18 protein-coding genes, 3 pseudogenes and 1 CRISPR repeat array (1 of these 22 cut by a window edge) are annotated in these 26,007 nt (G+C 42.2%); of the genes and pseudogenes, 9 read left to right on the forward strand and 12 right to left on the reverse strand.

Annotated elements, in window-relative coordinates:
* The first annotated feature begins 1 nt into the window (after nt 1).
* Nucleotides 2–235, forward strand: a complete 234-nt coding sequence (locus DYE26_RS21315) for a helix-turn-helix domain-containing protein (protein WP_036626933.1) — start codon at nt 2–4, stop codon at nt 233–235.
* Between the two features lie 118 nt (nt 236–353).
* A complete protein-coding gene (locus DYE26_RS21320) occupies nt 354–797 on the forward strand; it encodes a very short patch repair endonuclease (protein ID WP_036626934.1) in 444 nt (147 codons plus the stop codon).
* 6 nt (nt 798–803) lie between these two features.
* Here DYE26_RS21320 and DYE26_RS21325 read toward each other — a convergent pair whose 3' ends face one another.
* From DYE26_RS21325 to DYE26_RS21335, 3 genes are all read right to left on the reverse strand, one after another.
* Entirely contained in the window at nt 804–2,903 is a 2,100-nt protein-coding gene (locus DYE26_RS21325; protein WP_063836343.1) for a DNA cytosine methyltransferase, read from the reverse strand.
* Between the two features lie 255 nt (nt 2,904–3,158).
* Entirely contained in the window at nt 3,159–5,582 is a 2,424-nt protein-coding gene (locus DYE26_RS21330; protein WP_115311257.1) for a DUF2357 domain-containing protein, read from the reverse strand.
* A complete protein-coding gene (locus DYE26_RS21335; protein ID WP_036626936.1) occupies nt 5,554–7,773 on the reverse strand; it encodes an MrcB family domain-containing protein in 2,220 nt (739 codons plus the stop codon). The genes DYE26_RS21330 and DYE26_RS21335 overlap by 29 nt, the downstream gene beginning before the upstream one ends.
* A 244-nt stretch (nt 7,774–8,017) precedes the next feature.
* Here DYE26_RS21335 and DYE26_RS21340 point away from each other — a divergent pair, with 244 nt between their 5' ends.
* The 3 genes from DYE26_RS21340 to DYE26_RS21350 all read left to right on the forward strand — a co-directional run bounded on the left by DYE26_RS21340 (nt 8,018) and on the right by DYE26_RS21350 (nt 11,016).
* Nucleotides 8,018–8,947, forward strand: coding sequence for a hypothetical protein (locus tag DYE26_RS21340; protein WP_036626938.1), 930 nt, complete (start codon nt 8,018–8,020; stop codon nt 8,945–8,947).
* 29 nt (nt 8,948–8,976) lie between these two features.
* A complete protein-coding gene (locus tag DYE26_RS21345; RefSeq protein ID WP_124333720.1) occupies nt 8,977–9,510 on the forward strand; it encodes a tudor domain-containing protein in 534 nt (177 codons plus the stop codon).
* A 297-nt stretch (nt 9,511–9,807) separates the two neighbouring features.
* On the forward strand, nt 9,808–11,016 hold the full coding sequence (locus DYE26_RS21350; protein ID WP_036626940.1) for an FRG domain-containing protein: 1,209 nt from the start codon (nt 9,808–9,810) through the stop codon (nt 11,014–11,016).
* Between the two features lie 226 nt (nt 11,017–11,242).
* Here the strand turns inward: DYE26_RS21350 and DYE26_RS21355 are convergent.
* The 8 genes and pseudogenes from DYE26_RS21355 to DYE26_RS21390 all read right to left on the reverse strand — a co-directional run.
* Nucleotides 11,243–11,733: pseudogene (locus tag DYE26_RS21355) on the reverse strand (YitT family protein); the annotation flags it as partial.
* 155 nt (nt 11,734–11,888) lie between these two features.
* Complete coding sequence (locus DYE26_RS21360) at nt 11,889–14,312, reverse strand: TOTE conflict system archaeo-eukaryotic primase domain-containing protein (RefSeq protein WP_115311258.1); 2,424 nt, start codon at nt 14,310–14,312, stop codon at nt 11,889–11,891.
* A gap of 89 nt (nt 14,313–14,401) precedes the next feature.
* On the reverse strand, nt 14,402–14,698 hold the full coding sequence (locus DYE26_RS21365; protein WP_227877173.1) for a helix-turn-helix transcriptional regulator: 297 nt from the start codon (nt 14,696–14,698) through the stop codon (nt 14,402–14,404).
* Nucleotides 14,698–15,078, reverse strand: a complete 381-nt coding sequence (locus DYE26_RS21370; RefSeq protein WP_227877182.1) for a type II toxin-antitoxin system RelE/ParE family toxin — start codon at nt 15,076–15,078, stop codon at nt 14,698–14,700. The genes DYE26_RS21365 and DYE26_RS21370 overlap by 1 nt, the downstream gene beginning before the upstream one ends.
* Before the next feature lie 217 nt (nt 15,079–15,295).
* Nucleotides 15,296–17,413 (reverse strand): annotated as a pseudogene (locus DYE26_RS21375) (glycosyl hydrolase 115 family protein).
* A 126-nt stretch (nt 17,414–17,539) separates the two neighbouring features.
* Nucleotides 17,540–18,388, reverse strand: a complete 849-nt coding sequence (locus DYE26_RS21380) for a carbohydrate ABC transporter permease (protein ID WP_036626941.1) — start codon at nt 18,386–18,388, stop codon at nt 17,540–17,542.
* On the reverse strand, nt 18,385–19,200 hold the full coding sequence (locus DYE26_RS21385; protein WP_240534199.1) for a carbohydrate ABC transporter permease: 816 nt from the start codon (nt 19,198–19,200) through the stop codon (nt 18,385–18,387). The genes DYE26_RS21380 and DYE26_RS21385 overlap by 4 nt, the downstream gene beginning before the upstream one ends.
* Nucleotides 19,201–19,239: 39 nt before the next feature.
* Complete coding sequence (locus DYE26_RS21390) at nt 19,240–19,452, reverse strand: hypothetical protein (RefSeq protein ID WP_036626943.1); 213 nt, start codon at nt 19,450–19,452, stop codon at nt 19,240–19,242.
* Nucleotides 19,453–20,054: 602 nt separating this feature from the next.
* On the opposite strand from DYE26_RS21390, the gene DYE26_RS21395 reads away from it, so the two are divergent.
* The 4 genes from DYE26_RS21395 to DYE26_RS34900 all read left to right on the forward strand — a co-directional run bounded on the left by DYE26_RS21395 (nt 20,055) and on the right by DYE26_RS34900 (nt 23,071).
* Complete coding sequence (locus tag DYE26_RS21395; RefSeq protein WP_124333673.1) at nt 20,055–20,606, forward strand: hypothetical protein; 552 nt, start codon at nt 20,055–20,057, stop codon at nt 20,604–20,606.
* 9 nt (nt 20,607–20,615) lie between these two features.
* The gene (locus DYE26_RS21400) at nt 20,616–21,578 is read left to right on the forward strand and encodes a hypothetical protein (RefSeq protein ID WP_036626947.1); all 963 of its coding nucleotides are present in this window, start codon (nt 20,616–20,618) and stop codon (nt 21,576–21,578) included.
* A gap of 38 nt (nt 21,579–21,616) precedes the next feature.
* On the forward strand, nt 21,617–22,327 hold the full coding sequence (locus DYE26_RS21405; protein WP_036626948.1) for a hypothetical protein: 711 nt from the start codon (nt 21,617–21,619) through the stop codon (nt 22,325–22,327).
* Nucleotides 22,328–22,600: 273 nt separating this feature from the next.
* Nucleotides 22,601–23,071 (forward strand): histidine kinase, encoded by a 471-nt coding sequence (locus tag DYE26_RS34900; RefSeq protein ID WP_371861016.1) that lies wholly within the window; start codon nt 22,601–22,603, stop codon nt 23,069–23,071.
* Nucleotides 23,072–23,202: 131 nt separating this feature from the next.
* Here DYE26_RS34900 and DYE26_RS34905 read toward each other — a convergent pair.
* Nucleotides 23,203–23,871 (reverse strand): annotated as a pseudogene (locus DYE26_RS34905) (cache domain-containing protein); the annotation flags it as partial.
* A 427-nt stretch (nt 23,872–24,298) separates the two neighbouring features.
* A CRISPR array of direct repeats spans nt 24,299–26,007; the repeat unit is 32 nt; unit sequence CTTTCAATCCACGCACCCACCTAGGGTGCGAC (it continues 2,195 nt past the right edge of the window).

The following is a 26,007-nucleotide window of genomic DNA, read 5'->3' on the forward strand; positions in this document are numbered from 1 at the left end:
GTTGGCGAAAAAGGTTGTCGTAAAAATCAAGGAGCTGACCAAAAAGCGTAACATTTCTTTGCGGGAGTTATCCAGACTTTCCGATGTTCGGCACGCGGCATTAAGTGAACTTGCTAACGGTAAACGGGATAGTATTAGTTTTGGTCATATTGAACGGATTGCGGAGGCCTTGGATATCAGTGATATTCGGGAGATTGTTGATTTAGTGGAAGAAAATAAGGAAATCACCCAGTAAAAATCTTCGTTTTTAAAATCCTTAATTAGTTTAGTGCAATAGCTAATTATCGCATATGAGTATTATTTTATAGACAAGGAGGTAAAATATTATAGTCTAGAAAACGAGGTGAAAAATAATGACCGATAAACTATCGAAAGAAAAAAGAAGCGAACTAATGAGGGCAGTAAAAAGCAAGAAATCTCTTATAGAGAACTCTGTGACCCACGAGCTATGGAAAAAGGGAATTAGATTTAGGAGGAATGTAAGCGAACTCAAAGGTAAACCTGACATCGCTATTAAAAAAGATAAAATAGTTATATTTATTGATTCCTGCTTTTGGCATATGTGCCCAGTGCACTGTAAGATACCTAAATCAAACGTTGAGTTTTGGATGGAAAAATTAATACGCAATAGAGAACGCGATTTAATTACTACGCAATTTTATAAAGAAAACAATTGGAGTATTTTAAGAGTTTGGGAACACGAACTAAGAGATGACTTTGAAGCATGCATAAATACAATTTACGAGTTTATTATGGAGGCAAAAAAAAAATCCCGAGTTGAAAACCTCGGGACATAAGAAAGTTTAGTTTTGACCTATATCGCTCATCATTCGTAGATCATCATCGGATATTTCGGATGCAGGGACTAGTCTGTAATGACGTTCTTCTACAACTTTAAGTTCGTCATTCTGAATAATTAGTTCGAACATTGCAATTAAATTTGGCTCTTTAGCATGCACCGCAATAGCCTTGTGTTTAAGTGTAGGGTACCTATAATTGCAGTACTCAAGGTCTTGTTTTACTTGAGTAATACCGATACTATCATTTCCACTTTTCGCCTGTACAGGAATAATAAAGTGCTCACCTTTTTTATTAACGCCAACATAAATTTCATCAATTTCAATTTGGCCTATACTAGGAACCTTTGTTCTCAGATGATTTTGAAGAGAGTACGTGGTTATCCCAGTAAAGATATCAATAAGACGGTTATAACGTACTCTAGCCAAAAGTGCCTGCTCATCCAAAACTGCGTATTTTGCAATAATTTCAGGAGTAGAATCTGGAATTTTTATTTCAAATAAATTAGTACTGGGTACAACCTTTGCTCCCGATGAAAAAAGTTTAAATTTATACTTTGCGTCCCCTGCCCCCTCAATTGTCCATTCTTCGTTGCCTGAACAAGTATCAAGTATTTCTTTGGGAAAAGCTTTTCTAAACCTATATGAATAAATTACGTCACCTATATTTTTCGGAAGTTTAATACCAAGCTTAGTTGCAGAACGTTCAATGTCTTCGCGGACAAAATTGAACTCGCGTAATCCATCCCTATAATTGCTAAAAAAAATGTCGCTTATAATTTTATCGTACTTTGAAGCCACCCTACTTCCTCCTTCAATGATTGCTTCACGATCCCTTTTTCCTATAACATCTTTAGATACGCTATGTTCTTTTGCAGCCGCCGCCATATTATAGGAGAGCAATTCCTCATTCGAAAGACTTATTTTTTGTACGGGTTGTTTTACATTCCCCCCCAAAGCCTTAGAAATTTGTTTGGCTACCGCTCTTGCTAAGAGTGGAGGCACTGCGTTTCCTACTTCTCGAAATCCGTGCCACTTTGTTACATGAAATCTAAACCAATCAGGGAAAGAATGCAGTCGGGCAGCTTCCCTAACCGTAATTACTCTAGGATATATATAATGAATAGGCCGTGGACTTGTAAAGGCGCCATGTTTACTATCGCTTCCCGCTCTCAATGTATTACTTACACCTTCCGGGTGAAGCTTAAGAAAGCGGCTAACCGGCTCGACTTGTCCTTGCTCGGTTTCCACAAACCTTTTTTTTGATTCATCATTATGCTTAGTTCGCATTGAAGAAGTTAAAATATTTCGATTAAAAATTCTCGGTAATGAAAGATCCTCTTTGTCAGTTAAAAGTCCTGCTAGATATCGAGCATAGTCACTCTTCGGTTCTGTTATAAATTCAATCCAGTCTTGAGTTAATAACTCTTCAAATAAATCTACATTGGGTAAATCTGCTATGGCATCATACACAGAAGGACCTATAGGTAACCCCTTGGTTTTAGCAGTCGGCGGCGTTCCTTTTATTTCTCTAGGTATTACTGTAGGTTCTGGATACTCAATAACAGGATTCCCCTTATACGCCCCGTAAAGAAACAATCTTTTTCTACTCTGTGGGACTCCGAATGAGGAGGCATTCAGTACTTTATAAGGTAAAGTTATTTCGTAACCTATACCTTGGAATTCATTGATAACGGTTTGAAGTAGATTTTTTGCGTTTCCCACAGTCAACCCGGATACATTTTCCATTACAAAATATTTTGGACGCACCTCACTGATAATTTTATAAAAATGAAACAAAAGAATATTACGTTCATCGTCGGCAAGTCTTCTACCAATCATAGAGAAGCCTTGGCACGGAGGTCCTCCAAAAACAACATCAATCTCACCCGGCTTCTTCCCAAGCTGTTCGAGGATAGAGTGACCGGTAATTTTACTAACATCGGCACATATAACTTTAGTTTGAGGAAAATTGTATTGGTGGATTGATGCATGAATCGGATCGTATTCAACCGCTGCAAGAACATCGAACCCTGCTTGTTCAAAACCAAGCGACATTCCCCCTGCACCGGCAAAAAGGTCGATGGCTGTATACCTCTTACTCAAAATCTTCCCCCCTCGGAACTCCCACGCTACATTTACTTATTAGAACTAGTATCATAACACATAAATATTGTATTAGAATACAGAGAAGCACCCCCTTGCATTTTGCAAAAGAGGTGCTTCCTCTATAACTGTTAAGTCAAGTATACCATAATAGGTAAAAACATACCATATTAATAATTTGTAAAATCTTATATTTCAATTCGACCGACGCCATAAAACGCTAAAAAAGTCGAGTTACTACGAGAATTAATCTAATCAAGTGTCCCCCTCACCCTCCCGAAACCGTACATCCACAACAGCACTAGCTAAATCCACCTGGTCATGATTAAGCTTCACCGTGACTGCTCCTCTTCTTCGTTGTTCCCGCCACTTAATCATATCCTCTTCCGTCTCCAGCCGTAGTTCTGCTATTTCCCTTGCACGGTCAAAAATGTACTTAGTAGTAAACAACAGAGTCCTTATTCCATTACCGCCCGGAACAATTGGGGGTTCCTTTCGCAGCCATTTTTCCACTGTAAACTTAACATATAACTCCTCACCAGACCCAGGTCTCGCGGGACGCTCAATTATTTCTTTGCGGCGCAATACTTTCCACTCTTTAACTTTCCCATACCAATGGATTCCGTTTTCTCCGGATCTCCCAAAATTGTTAATGGATTGGTACATGGCCACATATTCTATCTGCGTTAATAACTGATGGTTGGAAATATTTTTTAACGGAGTATGATAAAAGCCATGTTTTAAGGCGACTTCCAATTGTGAAGCTTGTCTTAATGCACCTACCATTACGTTTTTGCCGGTCAATTTGTTCTGATAATAAGTTTTCGTTCCACGGGGACGTGTAGATCTCTCATACGCTTTCTCCGGACTATCCATAATGATTTCATCCAGAAACTTCTCCATAAGGCTTGTGGAATTAGGGAGAAATGGAAATGCCCCAACGTTAACTAACTCAATACTTTTATAGAATTTATGTTCACGGAATTGCTTTTCATTAGGATAAGGGAAAAGAACATATGCACCAAACATACTACGTTCTAATTCCTGTTTTCCCTCCCCATAGACAATTGCGTCCCGATACCTGTGCATCGTATTAATATCTGATTCCTCGGGTCCAGGAATGGTATACGTCTTTTGATAAGGAGTTCCATCGTAAGCGGGATTCAAGCGATATTTGGCATCAAAAATATATCTATATTCAACAGCTGAATCGTTTTTCTTCAACGTTAGTACATTATCCGGCTTCTGCCCCACCGTAGGTGTCCGTTCTCCGCTGGGTAGTGAGTTGTAGTATAGTGTAAATACTTCACCATCCCGTGGATTCCGGTATACTATTTTCGATTTTTGAGTTTTATCCAGTTTGACAAAAATCCCAGAACGATTCACTTTGATAATGTCTTGTTTGATTAGTTCATATTTACGACTTAATAAATCGTGGATTTTTAGGAAACACCAGTACTCATAAAGTTGGGCTAAATCCTTTAGAGACATGCGCAGTAGATCGCCTTGAATCGACAGCCCTTTCATAAGCATTAGATAGCAACGATATACCTCTCGGTATCCAGGAGCCATCTGTAAGACAAGAGTGACTGACATATTCGTCATATCCCCAACTGCAAGAAAGTCGTACCTTAGTAATCGTTGCAATTGTGCATCCATTAGATCTAAGCTTTTTAACAGTTGCGGATCCGAAGTACGCTCTGCAGCCTTTAAACGAGTACGAAGAATCTGTAATTTTCCCACAACCCTCATTAAAACCCACCGGACAAAGCGGTTCTCCCCAGTATCAAAGTCCAGATATCGCTTTGATTCCAACACGTGTGTTGGGTACATTTTTTGGCCTTGAATATTAATGAACCCATGCTTAGCGTCTTTAACAAACAGTTCAGGATGTTTTGAAAGATATGTTAAATTACCTTTCCCAACATGCTTTGCCCTACTGGTGGTTGTTTTTTGATTTACTATATTCATTTTCATATTGGGGGCTTTTTTGATCCGCTCCACTGCCTGAACAAGTTGTTGAAACAAATATTTTAATATCGCAAAAAATTCCGTCATGCTTTGCTGCGTAGTATCCTGTAGCCCCGTCAAATGATAAGTCTTGCGCAAAAAATCAAATGACAGATTATAAATTTGTTTATTAATATCGCGCAGTATTGCTTCATAATCCCGTTTGTAATCCATTTTTGACGGAAAAATTTCTAACTGCAATTGTAATATCGATCGTCCATTTAAACGAAGCTCTAATTCCGTAAACCCCACCTCATTTTGGAAGTTTAGAACTCCGGATAAAATCCTAGCCCCAAGGGGCTTTACAGCTTCCCTTAGATATCTGTTCTCATGGTAGAACTGAATAGGGTCTGCTTGTTTTTTCTCAACCACGATTTCATAAGCCTGTGTTTCAAAGAAAAGAGGGGCACATGTTTGGCCCTGTTTCCATTCCTGTAAACCGTTTTCCTCCGGCGAAAAGACTAGTATAGAGCTGATCTCTAAATTTGAGGAGGATTTATCTACACGGAAATGGGCATCTACCATAGAACCATCCTCATCCCGGTGTAACTGTAATACCTCTACCGTCGGATGAAACGGCTTGCCTTGAATATATAAATTAAATAGATTCGTTTCTATCCGCAGAAGTTCTACAGTTTCATTACGATAACCAGTATGAGGTAAATCCATCCTCTTCTAACCTCCGTAACATAAACATAATCTTTCGTGCACTTTGAGGATATTTTGCTTGGGATTGGACCGCCCCATTAAATAGTTCCGAATCAGTAAATAATGAGGATAAGTCATCCATAAGTTCGTTTATGGCAAGAGGCCTATCTAAACACACCTTCAACAGCTCTAACAGAACCCGTCTAATTGCTGCACTGCTGCCTTGAATGCGAGGTAGTATTTTCTGAAGGAATTGAAGGTCAAACGCTTCATCGTTAGTCATTAGATGATCACGGCTATTGTAAATCATATAGAAGCAAACGGTGTCACGAATTCGAAACCCCACATTAGCATGTGCGCCGTCTAAAATAGCATTAATTTGTACCAATCTTTCCGTAATGTCCGTAATTAACTCCCTGTTTTCTTTAATCGCATCAATCAGCTGTAGAAATTCGCTTCTTAAAAAGGAATTCGGAGCCGCCACAGGCGACATCTGTTCGTAATCCACTTCATTTGGAAGCTCCAATAAATTAATGTAATTAAATTCAATCGTATTAGCCCGATCAAGTACCTTTTTACTAAAAGGGTAAGTTGTTTCGTCCATATTCACTGTACCGATCAAGTACACATTATCGGGTAAAGATAAATCCCCATACTTTAGTTGATCCTCTGTGGAGAATAGAGAAGCTTTGGGAATTAATGGACTGGTTATAATCTTCCCGTTCTGCCATTTTTTAGTCTCCAATACACTAAGCAAATCGCTAAAATAGTGCTCTACCCGAGCTAAATTCATCTCGTCAAAACAGACGAAATAAGGTTTGGATCGGTTTTTCGTCTTCGATGCTTCACAAAGCACCTCAGCTAATGGGCCAGGCCTAAAAGTGCCTGACAAATCCCTGAACCCTAATAAATCTGAAGGATCGCTCCAATCCGGTCTCACCGAAATAAGAGTATACTGTCCATTGTCCTTGTTGGCCCCTACCGCTTCAGCAAATAGTTCGACCAACTTCGTTTTTCCAGTACCCGATATTCCTGCGAGGATAACAAAAGGCTTCGTCTTCATCGAAAGATAAAAGTTCTCTATTAGTCGGTCTGGGTATGAGAACCCTCTATTCTGAATAAACGCTCTTATCTGTGATAGCCGCTCTGTTACGGACAATGTGTCCACTAACTCCAACTCCTCAAATTCAATTTCATGCTCCTCTTCATTAGTTGTCATCTGGAGTTGACTATGAACATATTCTTGGTAATTTTCCATCAGCCGTTTTAAATCAGCTACAAGCTGTTCGTCTTCTGGGATGTTGTCACTATCGTAACGGATGTAGGCAACGGTGGATACTTGATAGTCATGTCCCAATCTACTTATGGTCAGTTCAATATGCTCGTCCTTTTTAAACCCCGCTAAAGGCAACTGTTCTCTTATTCGATTGGCTTTATCTTTTAAATAGGCGTAACCTTGCCTTCTTCCATAATCACGAATAGGGTCAGTAACACCTTGATTAAAAGTTAAATATACTGCACTCATATCTTCCGCAAAAAGATAAACCAGATATTCGCCATGTTGTGTTGATTCGGTAACACGTTTATCCATTAAGGCAATCCACGGAACCGTAGCCCATTTTCCTTGCCCAACAGATCCTTGAACGCGAATATGATTCGGGATAAACGACAGCGCCCGAATTTCTTCGGGTATCGTCTTTCTGAACAATTTCCCTAAGGGATGATTCGCGAATGCCTCTTGTTTGGCCGCTGTATATGTATGTAATATATGACTAAGCGATTCCTTCAGGGAAAAGTGGCTCGACTGAAGTTGTGCGTAATACGCCTCTAGCTCCTGATTTGCATATCTTTGAAGTTCAACAAGTACTTCCTCCCCACCTTGCCATATGGCATCGGTGAAAGTTAGCACATTCTTATTGTCCTTAATAAGGATAGTTCGAAGGGCATCAATTGGGGTCTCTAGAATTGCTTTTGCCTGACCTGTGCTAACTTCTTCCCAACTGGACGCTATGCTTTTTGGTGGATTATCTACCAGTAAACTATTTGCTTCCCTATCCCTGTAGTATTTCAAAAATCGTTCTGCAACATAGTCTATTGAAAGAATTCTTTGGTTGGTTTCATCCCAAATTTCAATCATCGATAGAACGAGTACCATTTTGTATGACTTTTGTTTTATGCGAAAAATAGTTGCTACTTCAGCGGGTAATGACATTTCCGATCCCCCAGGTAATATTATGTTTATTTACATTATATGATAAATGAATTTTCCATTCAGATTTTTCTTAACCTTAGGTCTTATCAATCTATTATCATTGCAATGATCTTTCCCTTTTTTAAATATTAAAACGTATGATACTAAACTTCACAAGGAGCCAATTATCATACAAAAAAATTACTTTGGATGGTAAAATTATCTGGAATTACTTATACATACTTGTAATTAAGGGGTTATATTAGTGGGAAACTCAACATTTAACAAGAATCTCTTTCTTGAAATTTATGCAGGCGAAATTACCGAGGAATTCGAAACAAATTTCGTCAGTAAGTTTGGTATTGCTTATAAAGATTTTTTAGAACTAGAACTAAAAAATCACAATAATAATACGAATGAACTTGCCAAGTTCATCGGTTTAAAAGAGAACCAACTTCTTCTTCATTTAAAGTCATATTCAATAATTAAAAATCTAAAATTTAAAGAGTGGCTGCAATTTTTGATGGGAAATATGTTTGTATATTTATTAAAAGCTGCATTAGGACTAATAGGTTCTATTCCCATTTTCTACTTTATTGGGTATCTATTACTCTATGGCTATTTTTTCGGTGGAACGGATCATTCATTTCTAGATGTTGTAATGAGAAGTGTACCTATTAATCGGTCCTCGTGCTATATCGCAGGATTTATTTTCTCAGGAATAGTTACCTTTTTTATTTCTATTTATAAATTAAAAGGTTTAGGTAAAGCATTCCTAATTTTTGGGTTACTCTATTTTTTCTTTGCTCCCACCGTCAGTTTATTAATAATTCTATTCAGTGCGAATTTTGCCTTTGAATTTTCGGTCATTATTAAGTTTCTTCTAGTCTGGCTTCTCCCTGTTCTGACCGCTGTATTGATAATATCAGCTTCTTTTCTTATCACTATCTTATCTAAACACTATAAAGCAATAGGGTTAGTGATAGTTATCTCATCTTTGTTTCCAATATTTATGACAAGGCAACTTGGACTCAAGTTGTCATTAACAATATATTTATTGATAGTTGTATCACTAAACGCCCTAGTAATAAAATTAATTGAAAAAAACAACAAAAAAAGAAACGAAATAGGAAACAGAATCGTTCTAAGCACACTTTTTCCTTTAGTGAATTCTGGTTCTTTGTATTATTCTTAGCCTCTCTGTCTGTTGTAGTAGCTGTCCCATTGCTTTGCTATATTATATTTTCAACTGGAAATTATCTCGGTTCAACCTTATCTGTAATTGGTTTGACAACAAGTGAGGACATACGAATTAAAAACACCTTAGTAGATGGAAAATTAGTCGCTGAGGATAACAAATACCTATACATCTCAACAACCTCGAGAACCCTTCTTGAGGTAAGTAAGGATGCCTCTATACAAATAACAAAACCCAACGAACTTATGACTTTTTCGGGTAAGTCAGAGAATTGGAGTGTTAATGTCAGCGTATTTTATAGAGATAATACATTATGGTATAGCGGCGTTATTAGAAAAACAAATTCTAGTAATACCGTAAAGATAGCATACGAGCTGCCGAACCTAGATAAGATTACTTTAGAGCATTCAAAGCCAACTTCGGATTTTTATATTTTTAATAAAATAAATTCTGAGAATTTCAAGAAACTCACCTTTATTAACCTTTCTTGGCCTTCCAGTGATGGTTCAACTAAAAAAGAAAAGATTGAACTTAGTGTTTCTGTTCTTGACTACGGCTAACAAACAGACCGTAATCTCAAGTAGCTTTACAAACATCATGGACCTAGTCTGTAATTCTGCTTCCGTTACCATCATTGGCCTAAACGTAGATCACGGCTTGGTAAATGAGAAGCCCGCTTCATTCAACGGTATAATTGTAGTCGATGGGTTCCTAATATAGTGATAGTGACTATTTTAACGATGAAAAAACGTAACAAGTGTTCTCATCTTCCCAATCAAGGAACTCAGGCATTGTTAACTCCCATTATTACGATATAATTTTATTAAATTTATTCTTTTGTAGAGAGGCTCGAAACCATGGAAGAACACACAATATCTACTGTTTCACAATACTTAGAACTCATTAGAGAAAATGACTATTATCATTTTATATTCCGTGGGCAAAATGAAGCTTATGGAGGCATACAAGCAAGCGGTTTTAGACCGTATAAAGGAGGGTGGTTTACAGACACTTTTTATGATATTGAGGGTATGAAGAAAGAGTATTACAACAAAGTGATAAGAAAACTTTCTTTAGACGAACGACAGCATTTTTTAGCTTTTTGCCAACATCATGGATTGCCTACTAATGTAGTTGATTTCACAAGATCACCGTTAGTCGCTTTATTTTTTGCATGTAACGGAAAAAAACAACCTGATAAAAATGAAACAGATGCTTATGCTGAAATATATTTAATTGATAAAAATAGGTTGATTGATATTACAGATTTACTTGTAAAATATAACAATCAGAATTTTATTGAAGTTCTTGTGGAGAATGTAGATGTCCAAAAAGAAATACTTATGAAAATTGAACAATTATTTCTTGAGAACAAAGGAAAATCTATACATTGGATCAACAATCTTATCGATTGCTATGAAAATAATCGTTTAGATATTTATGGTGACTCTAGCTTAGATACAGATGAAGATGATGAACTTGATTCGGAGGAAATCTCGGGAGAATGCTATAGTCTTCTTGATTTTAAAGATAAAATTAAAAATGATGCAACAAAAGCCCTAAATGAACTATATATTTATGTATTAAATGAGATTGAAGATGAAACTATCACTCACAATGATTATTATTACTTAGAAGATTGGGAATATGGTTACCATTGCAATGAATCTATAGGTGCAAAAATATACACGGCATTATTGATAAATCTCTTACAAATCTTTATTAATATAAAAGAGAGGATCGATATAAGACTGGATATATATTTTACCTATCAACCCCCAGAGTTGTTCGATAGGATAGCAAGCCAAAAGGGACTGTTTATTTACCAACCCTATTTGTATGATGTAGAAGATGTATATAAATATGGTATTTTGAATTACCAGTCCATTATTCCAGATATCACCATTAAGGTTGAAAATTATGACAATATACTGAAGGAGCTAAATTTCTTAGGTGTAAACCTAGAAAGTATTTATGGTGATTTTGATAATATAGCAAAATCAATTAAGTTTAACAATGACTTGCTTCTACTGAAAAGACAAGAAAGTAGAAGCCATCACTCATGAGAATAATTAAAATAAATGATACAACATCTCCAAGTAACGATATGTGGAGCGGTTTCCATCTTGACGACCTCTATAATATCAATGACTTTGATGGTAAAAGCAAGTGACGATGGTTTAAATAAAGCGATAAACAAATTGGCGAAATTCGTTATGGCGCTAACCAAGACAACCTTATTCGGTTGTGGTTTGTTAACTGTAGCGGTTGGAAAACAGCAAGCCGATCCTTTCACTTCGAAATATCCAAAAACCCTCGCCAAACACATCCCGCACGTCGTGGATGGTGAGAAACGTATTTGTCGATGGATTTGACAATCTTTTTAAGTGTGGATACCTCTTGCTTGCTGATGACGATGTACAGGACTTCCTTCAGATTTTTTGTATAGTAGACATGGCCCGACAGCACCGTGATGCCACGGTCCATTTGGGTAATGACCATTTCGGCGATGTCGTTTTGCTTCTCCGAGATAATCGTAACGGCCTTTTTGGGATTCAGCCCCTCAATCATGAAGTCCATCACCTTCGTCCCCACATACAAAATGACGATGGTCAGCATCAGCTTTTCCGCAACGATAATAAAATAGGAGGAAAAGGCCACGATCAGATCGAAAAACAACATCGCATAGCTAATATTCCAATCGAGATATTTATTGGCGATCCGGGCTAAAATCACGGTTCCTACGTCGTTCCCCCGGCCCGTACGATCAGGCCGATTCCCAACTATAAAGTCAGTATGACCTTTACACTTTAATTCGCTATCCAATTCACTTGAAAAAGGGCTTTGTGCAAGGATCATCGACCAAATCAAAAACGAGCGATGCTAGAGGGAATTCCTACACGCCGCTCGTTCTATTGCCGCTAACCTTGCAGATCACCTAAAGAAGCTCAACCCCCGTATACCCCATCGCCTTGTACCCCTTAACTCTTTTTTTGAACATACTCATTAAAATCGGAACCTGCAGATCTACATAATCGTATATCCGGACTTCCGTTTTATTTGAGTGTGAGCGATGAAGGCGGCCTGCGTATTGCTGTAGCGTTCCCTTCCATGAAATGGGGTGCACTAAAAATAAGGTGTCCAGCCGTGCATCATCAAATCCTTCGCCAATGAGTTTTCCTGTCGCGATCAGCACCCGTTCTTCATGATCTTGCACACTGGCGATTTTCTGCCGCAGAGCCTCACGCTGCTTCTTCCCCATTCCTCCGCGCAGTACAATGACATTCTTGGCGAACTTCTCAAGCCGATCTTGAAAATATTCTACATGGCTCGTACGTTCAGTTAGCAGAATTGGTGATCTGCCTTCGTCTAGACATTTCAGCAGATCGTCAAAGATCATTTCGTTCCTCGCTTCGTCAGTAACCAGCATCTGATAGATATCCTGTATGCCGGGATTTGATAGCTGTTCTGTTAACCGGAAAGTTGTGTATCTAGGGATGACTTTATGTTCCATTCCGCGGGAGGCTGCCTGTGACTTTGCATCTACCCGAAAACGAACCGGACCACATTGCATAGTAACAATGGGATGATGTCCATCTTGTCGAATGGGTGTTGCAGTCAACCCGAATACATACTTTGCTTTCGCCCTTTTTAGCACCTGCTCGAAGCTAAAAGCCGATACATGGTGGCACTCGTCAACGATAATTTGCCCGTATTCGCCGATATATTCTTTAACTACTCCCTTTTTATTCAAGCTTTGAATAACCGCAATATCAATCAGGCCGGCCCGCTTTTCTTTACCGCCGCCAACCATGCCAATCTGTTTGGGATCGATATTCAAAAAAGTGCTTAGCCGTTCTTTCCATTGGTCCATTAATTCACGACGATGAACAAGCACCAAAGTGTTTATTTTTCTCCTGGCTATGATCGACGCAGCCACGACGGTTTTGCCAAAAGCCGTTGTCGCTGAAAGAATTCCTGTTTCATGAGCCAAAATCGATCTTGCTGCCGCATCTTGCAGCATCGTCAGGGTTCCATTGAATTCGAAATCAGTAGAGCTTCCCGCAACTCGCTCATCCGTGATCATCGGTTCAATGGAGTGTTGACGCAGAAGCTCCAGAACTTCCTGCATACACCCTCTCGGAAGCGCAACGTGTTTTGGAAAATCCTCCGCACAGCTAATCACACGCGGCTTACCAAAAGTAGACAGTCTCATCGCCTGGGTCTTGTAAAAGTCGGGATTTTGAAAAGTGGCCAAGCGAAAGATTCTGTTGACCATGGCTGGCGGCAGGCCATTTTTCTCGATATAGATCATATCGGATAAAACAACCTTAACAGTTGCAGGCAAAGGCCCATTAATCCGTTCATCGGCCTGGAAGCTTTGCCGCTGTTCCCAAGGATTCTCTTCTTTCGCATCCGTGTCCACGTATCCAACGTTTAGAATAGTTCCATTGCGTGCAGCCGTTTGGACGAAATCCATAACTTGTTGCCGATCCATTTTCTTTAGTTGAGCCAAGAACTTCCATTGATCCTCATAAGGCCGAAAATGATCATCGACAAAAACGCTATTACCCTTCTTTCTAGGAGCCCCCTGTAAGGGAAGCGCAATTAAATTCCCAAATCCTCCTCTTGGAAGGGTGTCCTGGTTTGGAAAAAGACGGTCATAGGAATCTAAGCCTACCTCATATCTCCGGCCCATAGTTAACGTTAGAATAGCACATCCAAGCTTTCTGGCCAGACTGGCGTCTATATTTTCTTCAAAAAAGATCCAAATATGCCCTCCCTCTCCCGAACGAGAACGTTCTAAAGCCGCGGGGATGCCATGTTCCCTGCACACCACCATAACAGCCAGAGCATCTTCCTGCCATTTTTGCTTATCGAAATCCATGGCCAGAAACCAACATGTCTCGTCTAGGAGCATGGGGTAGACCCCAATGGTTCGATTAACTCTCGAATCTAAATGTTGACTAACCACTTCGTCGGTCACAGGCAAAAAATCTTGATGCTGACATTCCGAGCATTTCACCTGCGGCTTCTTGCAAACCGCTGTCCACTCGTTTCCGCAAGCAGGAGAATACCCCGATCTCCCCGCTTTGTTTTCCCAGCGTATAGGGTAAACATCTTCCCGTCCTTTAAATAAACTGCGAAACAGTCCGATCTTCTCAGACGGTGATGAATAATTGTGAACCGAGTTAATCGTGTTGTCATCGAGCACGGCATCCTTAGTTCCATCATCCACAGTTTCAGCAATTGACGAGGTCGTCTGGTACTTGGATAATTCTTTTCTCAGGTTTTCGTTTTCTTGTTTTAATCGTTCAATTTCCAACAAGGCCAGCTGAAGCTTATGTTCAATACTGTTCATATCTCCTCCGGAAAATAAAAGCGAAAAGCCCAGACTGTTCCGGGCTGCTTGTTAAGATATTGAGTTGAACGTATGAAAAACATTACCTATTAGCCTATACTTACAGTTGCGGCCTCCTCCGCTCCATGCAAGCTTAGCTTCATCCCCAGAGCCATGGCTAATTTAAATACGGTATCTAAGCGGGGAATAGATCCGCCATTTTCAATACGAGCAATAGACTCCTGATGGAGCCCTACTTTATCGGCCAGTTCCTTTTGTGTCCATCCGAGTTCAATTCGTCTTTGATGAATAGCATTCACGAGTTGTGCAACCGCTTCAAGCTCATTCATCCGTATTGGATCTATAGACTGTAACTCCTTCTTTTTTTCACTCCAGTTTTTCATCATCAATCGCTCCTCCCTTTTCTCAATAGCCAACTGTCCATTCGTCTTTTAGCAACCGCAATTTCCTTTGGAGGTGTCTTTTGCGTTGTTTTAGTGAAGTGATGTAGAAGAACCAAATGATTTCCCTTCCATCCAAAAAAGAGAATACGATTATGACCTGGGCGTAGCTCCCATATATCCCCTGAAATCCTCTTAGTAAACCTCTCACCAGCTCGTGTTCCGCTCTCTTCTAATCGATTCAAACAGTAGATTATCTGTTCCAATTGAACTCTTGCATTCTTATTATTGAGCGCGGCAGCATCAAGCTCATCAATGAAGTCCTCAACTGGCTTATTACCATTCTCGTCCTCGTAAAATAATATATTATACAAAGCTGCCTCCATGTTTATAAGTATACTCTCTTACCCCCTTATTATAACATATAGATCATAAATTATATATCTCCAGTGTTGTGAAAAATCCAACAATGAAAAAGCCCGCTTCATCAGCAGGCTTTAGTCGATCATCAAGAAGAATAACCAAGTTTCGAATCTTTATGTACAACCGATTTTTTGAGTTTCCCTCAATAATGCTGAACCTCCATTCACATCGCCCAAGAAGCTACACCAACCGCCCCGAATCCAATACCCCCAGCTCAATCAGTCTCTCCTCCAACAATTCGGCAAGCCTGTCATCAGGTAGCGGGTTGCGGTGCGTATTTTCCAGATAAATATGTTTCTCCGTTTCTGGCATTAGGTACTCTTTGTACCAAAGAAACAGATCCGGGCTATCCCCATGCATCCGAAGGAACGAGCGCAGCGTGGAGGTATGATAAATGGTGTTGCTGATATTGGTCAGCCAGTCGGCGCGGTAGAAGTGTTCCCATTGTCCGGACTCGGCTGCGCGCAAGGCTTCCAGCCCCCGGCTATAATGCCGTACCGCACGCGCGGCATGGACGAACGCCTGCGGATAAGCCCAGGAGCAATAGTCCGCGTATGCATTGCAGATGGAAGCCAGCCCGCGGCAGCCTGTCAGGTGAAGCTCGATTTGCACCAGCATTTGGATATATAGTCTGCGGCTATTCTCATCCGACAGTCTTTGCGCCACCGCGCGTCCCCGCTGCTGCAGCGCTTCCCAGCCCGGGATGGCCTGTTCTGCGCGGCTTCGAAACCAGCGAACCTGATCTGCGAAGCTTACATCTCCCGTAGCCCAAATCAGCCGTTCATGGGTGCAGGTTTGTCCCTGCAGCCAATGCCCGATCATCTGTCTTGTGGGATGATGATAGAATTCCTCCCCAGCTCTTTCGTCCTCATGGGCGCCGTAGGGAATGGTGCAGGCGGCATAATCTTCGTACAACCTTATGATGTCCGGTCGTTCTTCGCCGTACATCCGCTTGATAAACCCAGTCAAATGCCGCTGCGCATCCGCATCCTCGTTCCGCCACATCTCCGCCGTGAAATCAAGCGCGTTGAGATGGGGCAGGATATTGCCGCTGTTAACCAGCAGATAATCCTTTGCTCCCGCCTTGAATGCCTTGGTCAGCTCCTGCTTGATGAGCTCTACAGGCGAAGGAAACATCGTGAGATGGTTGGAGGCCTGCAAATCATGAAACGTAACATGATAATAAAGCCCGTGCTTTCCGCCCTCACGGGGACCCGGAAGTGCCGGAATCCGCAAATTCAAGTTGCCTTGCCGGCGCGAAACCATTTTCCCGTAACCATTATCGGCCCAGATCTAAATGATCTCTTCCGGCAGACGGATATACCCTTCTTTGTACAGCTCGGCCAATTCCCCATACAGGGCCATGCAGCAAACGGGCTGCTCCACCCTGGCCTTAACCATGTTGTACTGTTTCTCAATCACCGCAGAAATGAGCTCGCCGCGTTTGGCGGGCGTATCGAATTCGGGATCGTTCTCCCAGAAAGGCCGGTCGCCCTGCCCGCGAAAGCTCAGCACCCAGACGACCCGCTCGCCCTTCTGTCGCTCAATGGCCTCCATCCACAACCGTTCGAACAGCGCCGGATGTTCCTTATAGCTGGCCGTCTTGCCCGGAAAAGCCCGCAGAAACATTTCCGCCCCCAGCGGCTCGGCATGATGATGCGTAACATACAGCCCCATGTCCAGGGCCAAACGATGATGGATTCCGCTTCTCGGCAGGTCCGTACCGGGGATCACCATATTTCCCCCCAGCCTCAGCAGCGTTTCGAATACCGGCTGCCACACTTCCGCCGTAGGCGGATATTCTGTCTTCCATCCAATCAGGCAGACCTCATCGTTCACAAACCAGCCGCGATAAGCCACTGCCGCCGGGACAGAAACATACGGAACATCGGCGATCTCGATCCGATCCCTTTTGGCTGGCGAAAGTTCCGCCCAGAACCAGAGCGGATCCACCCCCAGGAAAACCCGGCTGTAATGAAGCAGGCCGTACACTAATCCCAGGTCGTCCCGGCCCACGATATGCAGGAACCGGTCTTGTCCCAGCATGACCGCATAAGCCTCCGGCCGGTCCGGGCACTCCACCTCGTTTGCCGCGTATCGAACGCAGATGCAAGCGATTCGACCGTCCGTTTCGCCGTGGTGCAAGCTCGACTGCCGCGAGTTATCCGCCCGTTCGGACGAAGGCTTAAGCCCGAATACTTTTTCATGATCGCGGTAGATCATCTCCAAAGCGTAACGAACCGGACTGGATACCGTTTCCGGCTCAAGATAAACCGTATTTCCGTCAATATAATGCATGTTACCTCCTCCTCTGCCTATTTAAGTTGAACTATTGATTAAGCGGGATAGGGGCAGCCGGGTTTCAACTTATATAGAATGTCAGCCGAATCTTTGTACGCTTTTGCATATGCAAATCAGATCCGCCTATCCTTTCAAACCGGTCGTCGCCACGCCCTCAACCAGGTATCGTTGAAAGACGAGGAAGACGGCCACGACCGGAATCAGGGAAATAACGGACATGGCGAACAATCCGCCGTAATTGCTGAATGAATTGGGGTCAAAATATAAATTTAATGCCAGCGAAACTGTAAACATGCGGGTCGAACTGATAAAAATTAAAGGCTGGAAGAAATCCTGCCAGATCCAGTAAAACGAGAAAATCGTCGAAGTAATAATGGCCGGCGTGGCGAGCGGCAATACAATGCGGAAAAAGATACCCATTTTGCCGCAACCGTCGATCTCGGCGGCTTCATCCAGATCCAGGGGCAGACCGCGGATAAACTGTACCATCAAAAAGATAAAAAAGGCGCTGCCGAAAAACCAAGGGATGATCAAGGAAGTTAGCGTGTCGATTAGATGCAGTCTTTTGAACAAAATGTACTGCGGAACAATCATCACTTGATTCGGGATCATAAGCGTCGTCATGACACACACAAACCAGAAGGAGCTAAGCGCAAACCGCACTCTGGCGAACGCGTACGCGGCCATTAGCGAAGACATGACCCCTCCGAGCGTGCCGATGACGGCAACGACGGCGGAGTTCCAAAGAAACCGGCCGAAGGAAACGCCGCCCACCCCTTTCCAGCCTGAAAGGTAATTTTCAATGACTCCCCAATCACGGGGAAAAAGCGAATACGAGTTCACAAAGATTTCGCTATTGTCTTTGAATGAACTGGCCACGGACCAAATTAAAGGGTAAATCATCAGGATGCCAAGGATGGTCATTAAAAAGTGAAATGATATGGCATACCAGCGTCTTGCGGCCTGGCTCATGACCTCCCCCCCTTTGATTCATAATGAACCCAAGCGGATTGCGTTTTGAAAATAAGCAGTGTCATGATGCCGATGATCAGCACGAGCACCCAGGCCATCGCACTGCTATAGCCCATATCGAAATAAGTAAACGCGCGCCGGTACAGGTTCAACACATAAAATAGCGTACTGTCCATCGGTCCGCCTTGCGTAATGATGAAGCTTTCCGTAAAGGCCCGAAAACCGTTGATGACTTGCAGGATCAGATTAAACAGGACGACGGGCGTAAGCATCGGGAGCGTGATTTTGGAAAAACGCACCCAGCGGTTGGCCCCGTCGATCATCGCCGACTCGTACAGACTGGCGGGGATCTGCTTCAGCGCAGCCAGGAAGATGAGCATCGACGATCCGAACTGCCATACGCCGAGGGCGATAATCGTACCCAGCGCAGTCGCCGGATTGCCGACAAAAGAAACTTTCTGTTCAATTCCGATTAAAGCCAGCAGCGCCATAGCCACCCCGTCGTTGCCGAACAATTGCTTCCATACCACGGAAACGGCGACACTTCCGCCGACAATGGACGGAATATAAAATAGTGTCCGGTACACCCCAAGAAATTTGCGCTTGCTATTCAGCAGCATGGCGACGAGCAGCGCAAAGATGAGCCGCAAAGGCACCAAAAACAAGACGTACGTAAAAGTAACCCGCAATGATTTCCAAAACGTTTCATCCGCAAAAAACATGCGCGTATAGTTTGATAAACCGATAAAGCTTGGCTTATTCAGCAGATTGTAATCGGTATAGGAAGATCCGCTGTCGTTGATCCGTACCAAGTCGGCTTGAATGTTGCTTTCCGTTAAAAAAAGTAAACGTCATGTTTTGATCTTGCGCAGTTTATTTTCAATATCGGTGGAGTACAGGTTCAACAATTCCGAAGAGCTATGCAGCAGTTGGCGATCATAGACCTTGTTGATGTAATTAAAGCCGATGATAAATAAACCGCTCATGAACGCCAACAGCGAGGTAAAAATGAGGATCACCTTCCACTTGACCGACAGGCGCAGATATATGTTCCTAATCAACATGCGATCTGTTTCCTTTGCCGCAATTATACCTGCTTCTAATCTATTTAATAAGGACACCTGTTTTTTTGGAATGCGATAAACCTACTTATTTTATTTTACAAAACAGACTTGGTGATGATACTGTACTGAAATTTTGTAAACAGCTTGACAGTGCTTCGCTGGCAATTTGCTTGTATGCGAAAAGAGTATATCCCTTAGGGAGCTTTTTGCCTTTCGTCTTCTCTCTCATTAATCGTTAAAACAGGTAAATGATAAGATAAGAAGAGGCTATCCCTAAGATCAAGTTTATGACCTTTTGGACAGCCCCTAATGTGTGTTGTTATTCGGTAGGTCGACGCATCCTACAATTGAATATTATGATGAAATTTTTCTAGTTTGTAAATGCACCTGCAAATAATTTTGCGGTACAATCGGAATCCTATGAAGACTCCCTTCACCTGATGAAGTCCAACAACTCCACAGGGCCTGGGCCTTCCATCTCTTATTTGGTTAACTGATAGTAGTTATATTATACAGGGATATACCATAATGCTTTACATATAAACCTAACAGATGTATAATTGGAATATATTAGAACTTCATGGTAAAACGAGGATGATTTATTGAAAATGGTCAAAAACACTCGGTACCTCAGAGGATTCATACTGCTACTTCTTCTATCGCTTTTTACTCTAATTTACCTATCACAGAAGGAATCTTATAGTAAGATCTCTGACATTCATATTGAGCAACTAAAGGAAAAAGAAAGTATTGAAATACTGGATGTCAAAAAAAATAACGATCTTGATAAACCTTTTGCTTTTGTTTTTTACAAAAAAGGCTACAAAATAGGAGCTTATACAGTAAGAGTTATTAATAACAAGCTAAACTATGATATGGATTTCATAATTAATGCTGATAATAACAAACCTGTTCAAGTTTTTGGAGTACGAACTGGTTTTCCTTATCTAATGATTCAAATAAACGATGATAATCTACTCAAAAAAGGTAACTATATTTATGCCTCATTCAATCAAAAAAAATGGCATCAATTAAACCTGGAAAACTTGAAGAGGAGTTATATAATTTCTGGCGACTATGATGAAGCATCAACAGGAAGATCATCTGTTCAAATATACAATGAGAAAAAAGAATTGATATTTGAGAGTAGGTGAGCGGTCGTAGTGAAAAGAAATAAAATCATTTTGATTACTACTTGTATTTTAGTGTCCTTTGTTTTGTTATTATTCCACTTATCCGAACAGTCTGTTTTTTCACGTCCTTCCAATCAACAGGAGAGCAATGAAAACCAAATATCAAGCTTACAGCTATATAACCTTTATTATCTAACGCAAACATTGTATCTATTAGACGACAGGAATAAACAAATAATATCAACAAAAGTAGAAGAAATTTCTACCGCCAATATAGTACAAAGAAATAATCCTGGACTTTTGTATGATATGTGGTTATACATACAGCTTTCAAATGAACACAACTTTGAAATTTCTGAAAATACTAAAGATATGTTGCTTGGTTTATTAGAAGATTTACAGAGTAAGGAAGGTTTCTTTAGAGCTAATTTGTCTGAGAAAATTAACGGCAATGAGAATAGTTACTTAATGAGTACTAAGATGGCACTTGATATTTATTACTATTTCAATATTAGAAATCAAAAAACTGATACAGCGTTACGATGGATAAAACAGAATGTTGATAGCATTATTAACAGCAAGAATCCTGACTTCATTTCAGATGGTAGTTTTTTGTATATAATTGGATATTTGGAAAATTTATATAACTTTGATATTCTAACTGATGCCAAGTATTTGAATTATATTAATCGATTTAAAAAAAATTATTCTATATACCCGGACAGTATTGAGAAGTTTGATACTGCAATTAACATAAATGATCTGTTGTCTGCTGATTTTGAATTAGATAATAAAGTAATCGAAGATTATCTGCATTCTATTCAATTAAAAAATGGTGCATTCTCATTATATGGGAGCGAAAAAACTCCTGATGCCTTAACTACCTACATTTGCATAAAAACGATAAAAAAATTAGGTATTAAATTAACAAAAGAGGATGAGTTAACAGAATGGTTAAATAGTCAAATCTCTCAAATCCTGATATCAATGTGAAAATTGATATAAAAAAAACGAAAGGATGGTAGTGTTTCATGAAATTTTTTAAAGTTTTTGCAGCGCTGGCATTATTCGTTTCTTTAGTCCCATTAAGCGTTGGTTCTGCAGCGGAGAGCCAAGAATCAGCACCCGCTAAAGTTAAAACAGAAAGCTTAAATTATGCAGGTGAAGATTTTGAACTTGTTACTTGGAAAAACAACGACGGATCAATTTATTACACTATACCTACCAAAGTTAAAAACAAAGAAAAGATTGCCGAATATACGAATAATTACATTAAAGGAAAAGAGTTTTCTGTACAAGGATTTAAAAACGATTGGAGTGAGCGTTACGAAGATTGGGATAGGGACGGAAAAATCCAATGGAGCATTAGTGGATTTAATGAAGAAGCTTATCTGTACCCAGTAACACAGAATAGAGCAGTTATAAACGATGGCTTGATTTTAGCTTCTTACGCAGGGTCTGGAAATGCAGATAAGATTATAGTTAGTTATTCATACACTTTCAATGGAACTGGAGTAGACCTTTCATACCCTCCTACTTTGAAAAAATCAAGTTCCAAGGTTTATTGGACTTCAGATCCTATTGAGGATGAATGGTATGTTTCAACCCCATCCCGTGGAGCGGAAGGAAAATCACGTTTTCTGATTTTTGATACTGATATTGAAGCTAGTGCTGACATTTATAAAGGTTCATATATATATCGGCCTAGCGTTAGCGAGACTATCGGATATCCTCTTCCTTAAGTTAAAATAGTTCGTTCACATTTAAATAAATAACAGTAAATCGGGGGATTTTCTTAATCCCCCTCTTCTATTCTGCTCCACCTTACTATTTTTTTCATACATAAAATCAGTCAAGGCGCTTGCACGGAGTTCGCCAAAGAATAAAACCGGACAGCTTCATTTTTCCACCAGCGGCTGCAGGCTCATCTTCATGATTTTGGCCTCAAGTGCTGCGGGGTCAATCTCCTTGACGTAGAACAGACGCTAGCGGAAATTAAGGCGCTGCAATCCCAGATGAACCCTCACTTCCTGTACAATACGCTGCAATCCATTCAATGGGAGGCGGAGCTGAACCGGCAGGCCAAAATCGCTCAAATGGTGAAGGCGCTCGGCATGTTGCTGCGGCGTTCGACCAGCACCCAGGAGCACTTAACAACGCTAAGAGAAGAGATGGAAATGCTGGACGCGTATTTGATGATCCAGAAATACCGGTATGAAACCATCACGGCAAAATCCCGGCGGAGTTGGCCAATTTCGTCCCCGGTCTCCGGAGGCGGGGCCATGGCGGACGCCAAGCCGAATTCGCCGCTCTGCGTCCTTCTCATTTGCTTGCTTAGCAGGATCAGCGGCTTTGTAATCGCGGAGGCAAACTTCACCCCAACCGCCAATAATACGACCAGCAGCAGTGCGAAAACGCCAATAAATCCAGTGCGAATCGCCTGGATGGTTTTGAAGATGCTTTTATACGGGACGAGATTTACATAACTCCAGCCTGTAGAGGAGGAACTAAGCTGGGTCAGCAAATATTTGTCGCTTTTTATCGTTTGAACATCATATTTTCGATGGATCAGCCGTTCCAGGGACAAAGCCGATAATTCAACGCGCGGATCGACATAGATCGGTCGGTTGTCCGCCCCCATGATCGTCATCCGCCCTTCATAATTCGGCCAGGTGTCGGCAATCCACTTCATCAGCAGCCGCGGATGTATGCGGATCACAATAAACCCTAACGGCTTCAGATTATTTACCCTGCGAATTTGCCGGGCCAACACAAAGCTCTGATCGCCATTCAGCGGTTCTTCCCAACGGATTCCCCCGTTCAGTTCCCTCAAATCGGCAAACCATGTCCGCAAGTAGTCTGCGGCAAACGGAGTCACGCTGTTGCCGACCGTAATCTCTCCCCCATCAAGGGTAAAGTAACTCACGGATGAAATATAAGTCTCGGATTGCGCCGCGGCCAGCAGCGTCTGGCGAAACGACTCCAAGGCCAGGCTTTTTTCATAGGAAGATCCGCTTTCGTTGATCCGCACCAAGTCGGTTTGAATGTTGTTTTCCGTTAAAAAAGTAAACGTCATGTTTTCGATCTTGCGCAGTTCATTCTCAATATTTGTAGAGTATAGGTTCAACAATTCCGAAGAGCTATGCAGCAGTTGGCGATCATAGAGCTTGTTGATGTAATTAAAGCCAATGATAAATAAACCGCTCATGAACACCAACAGCGAGGTAAAAATGAGGATGACCTTCCACTTGACCGACAGGCGCAGATATACGTTCCTGATCAACATGCGATCTGTCTCCTTTGCCGTAATTATACCTGCTTTGAATCTATTTAAAAGGATACCTGTTTTTTGCGGAATGCGATAAACCTACTTATTATGTTTTAAAAAACAGACTTGCTGAATCGAGGGCCGGCTATGTTGTTCAAGTGAGCGGGAATTGAGATTGACTTCCGTGATTTATAAGTTAACAAAACCGCCGGAGTAAATTGCTCTAGCGGCTTGTTCAACCCTTACTTTAAGTGCGAGGAGGGGGATGGCCCTCCTGGAATACTGTCTCGCCCTTTCCCGATTCTGCTGGACGTTTTTTAATCCACGCTCCGACGTGGGGTACGACATAGAGCTCATTTAAAAATAGTTTCAAGACATAGGCTTTCAATCCTCGCACCCGCGTAGGTGCGACCAAGCAAAAAGCCGCAGGATAATTCCCAGCGGCCTTTCAATCCACGCACCCACCTAGGGTGCGACCGGGGCAGCAGCCTTTACTCGGCCTTCAACGTCCCCTTTCAATCCACGCACCCACCTAGGGTGCGACAAGAAGTTTCGGGACCACAAAGATTTTGAGATTAACCTTTCAATCCACGCACCCACCTAGGGTGCGACAATTTCGAGGAACTGTTCTCGCAAACGATGTTACTGCTTTCAATCCACGCACCCACCTAGGGTGCGACCGGATAGATTCTCCCTTTGCAATCCCGTTTGCTTCCCGCTTTCAATCCACGCACCCACCTAGGGTGCGACGCTATAGCCCAAGCCTTTAAATTGCGGCGCGTACTCGCCTTTCAATCCACGCACCCACCTAGGGTGCGACATTTGTGCGGCGGCTCTTTCGACGCATATTCGTCCACTTTCAATCCACGCACCCACCTAGGGTGCGACTTCCGCGACCTGGACGGGATCACGGCGGGCTTACACTTTCAATCCACGCACCCACCTAGGGTGCGACCTCCCTCCATTCCACTTCGTAGCCCAACTCCCGAAGCCTTTCAATCCACGCACCCACCTAGGGTGCGACTTCAATTTTTTTTGCTCTCCGATCATTCCGACCGCTTTCAATCCACGCACCCACCTAGGGTGCGACTGCCCCTTCAAAGCCCGCTTTGCCACGTGCTTTTTCTTTCAATCCACGCACCCACCTAGGGTGCGACGCAATCGGCTCTAAAGTGTTGGGTCTTGGTGTATGCTTTCAATCCACGCACCCACCTAGGGTGCGACTGTGATTGTTCCGTTCTCTGGGCGCCGTCTCCACTTTCAATCCACGCACCCACCTAGGGTGCGACTTTTTCTTGGCGCTTTTCTTCGCTTATTTTCCAACTTTCAATCCACGCACCCACCTAGGGTGCGACCATGTATTTTTTTGCAGTGCGTGGGTCTAGATCCTTTCAATCCACGCACCCACCTAGGGTGCGACCATTTCCGCTATCTTGGCTATTTGGTTTGCCTACTTTCAATCCACGCACCCACCTAGGGTGCGACGGTGCGTTGTTGGCTGGCTATGGTCAAATATGACTTTCAATCCACGCACCCACCTAGGGTGCGACAAGGTCGAGATGATCACCGCTGACAAGGATGTTCACTTTCAATCCACGCACCCACCTAGGGTGCGACGGCGCTAGAGGTACAGGCGGCGCAGTTACAGCACTTTCAATCCACGCACCCACCTAGGGTGCGACTGCTAGAGCTGCCCGTGAAGTTGCTACAAATACCGCTTTCAATCCACGCACCCACCTAGGGTGCGACAGTAACGATACTGACCAGCTTTGCAGATGCATCCACTTTCAATCCACGCACCCACCTAGGGTGCGACCCTCCACGCTTCGCCCTTAATTGCTCCAGCATTTTCCCTTTCAATCCACGCACCCACCTAGGGTGCGACGGAAGCCTTTGACAAAGCATATGCAGAGTTTCAGGCTTTCAATCCACGCACCCACCTAGGGTGCGACGGTTACTATGGCAGTAGTGGCCGACGAACTCGCGATCTTTCAATCCACGCACCCACCTAGGGTGCGACGATAAATTTTGCTAAAAATTTTTGTAAGATAACTTGCTTTCAATCCACGCACCCACCTAGGGTGCGACGTGACCGGCAGTCCAGTAAAGCGGATAATTTCCTCTTTCAATCCACGCACCCACCTAGGGTGCGAC

Source organism: Paenibacillus macerans, from assembly GCF_900454495.1.
Lineage (GTDB): Bacteria > Bacillota > Bacilli > Paenibacillales > Paenibacillaceae > Fontibacillus > Fontibacillus macerans.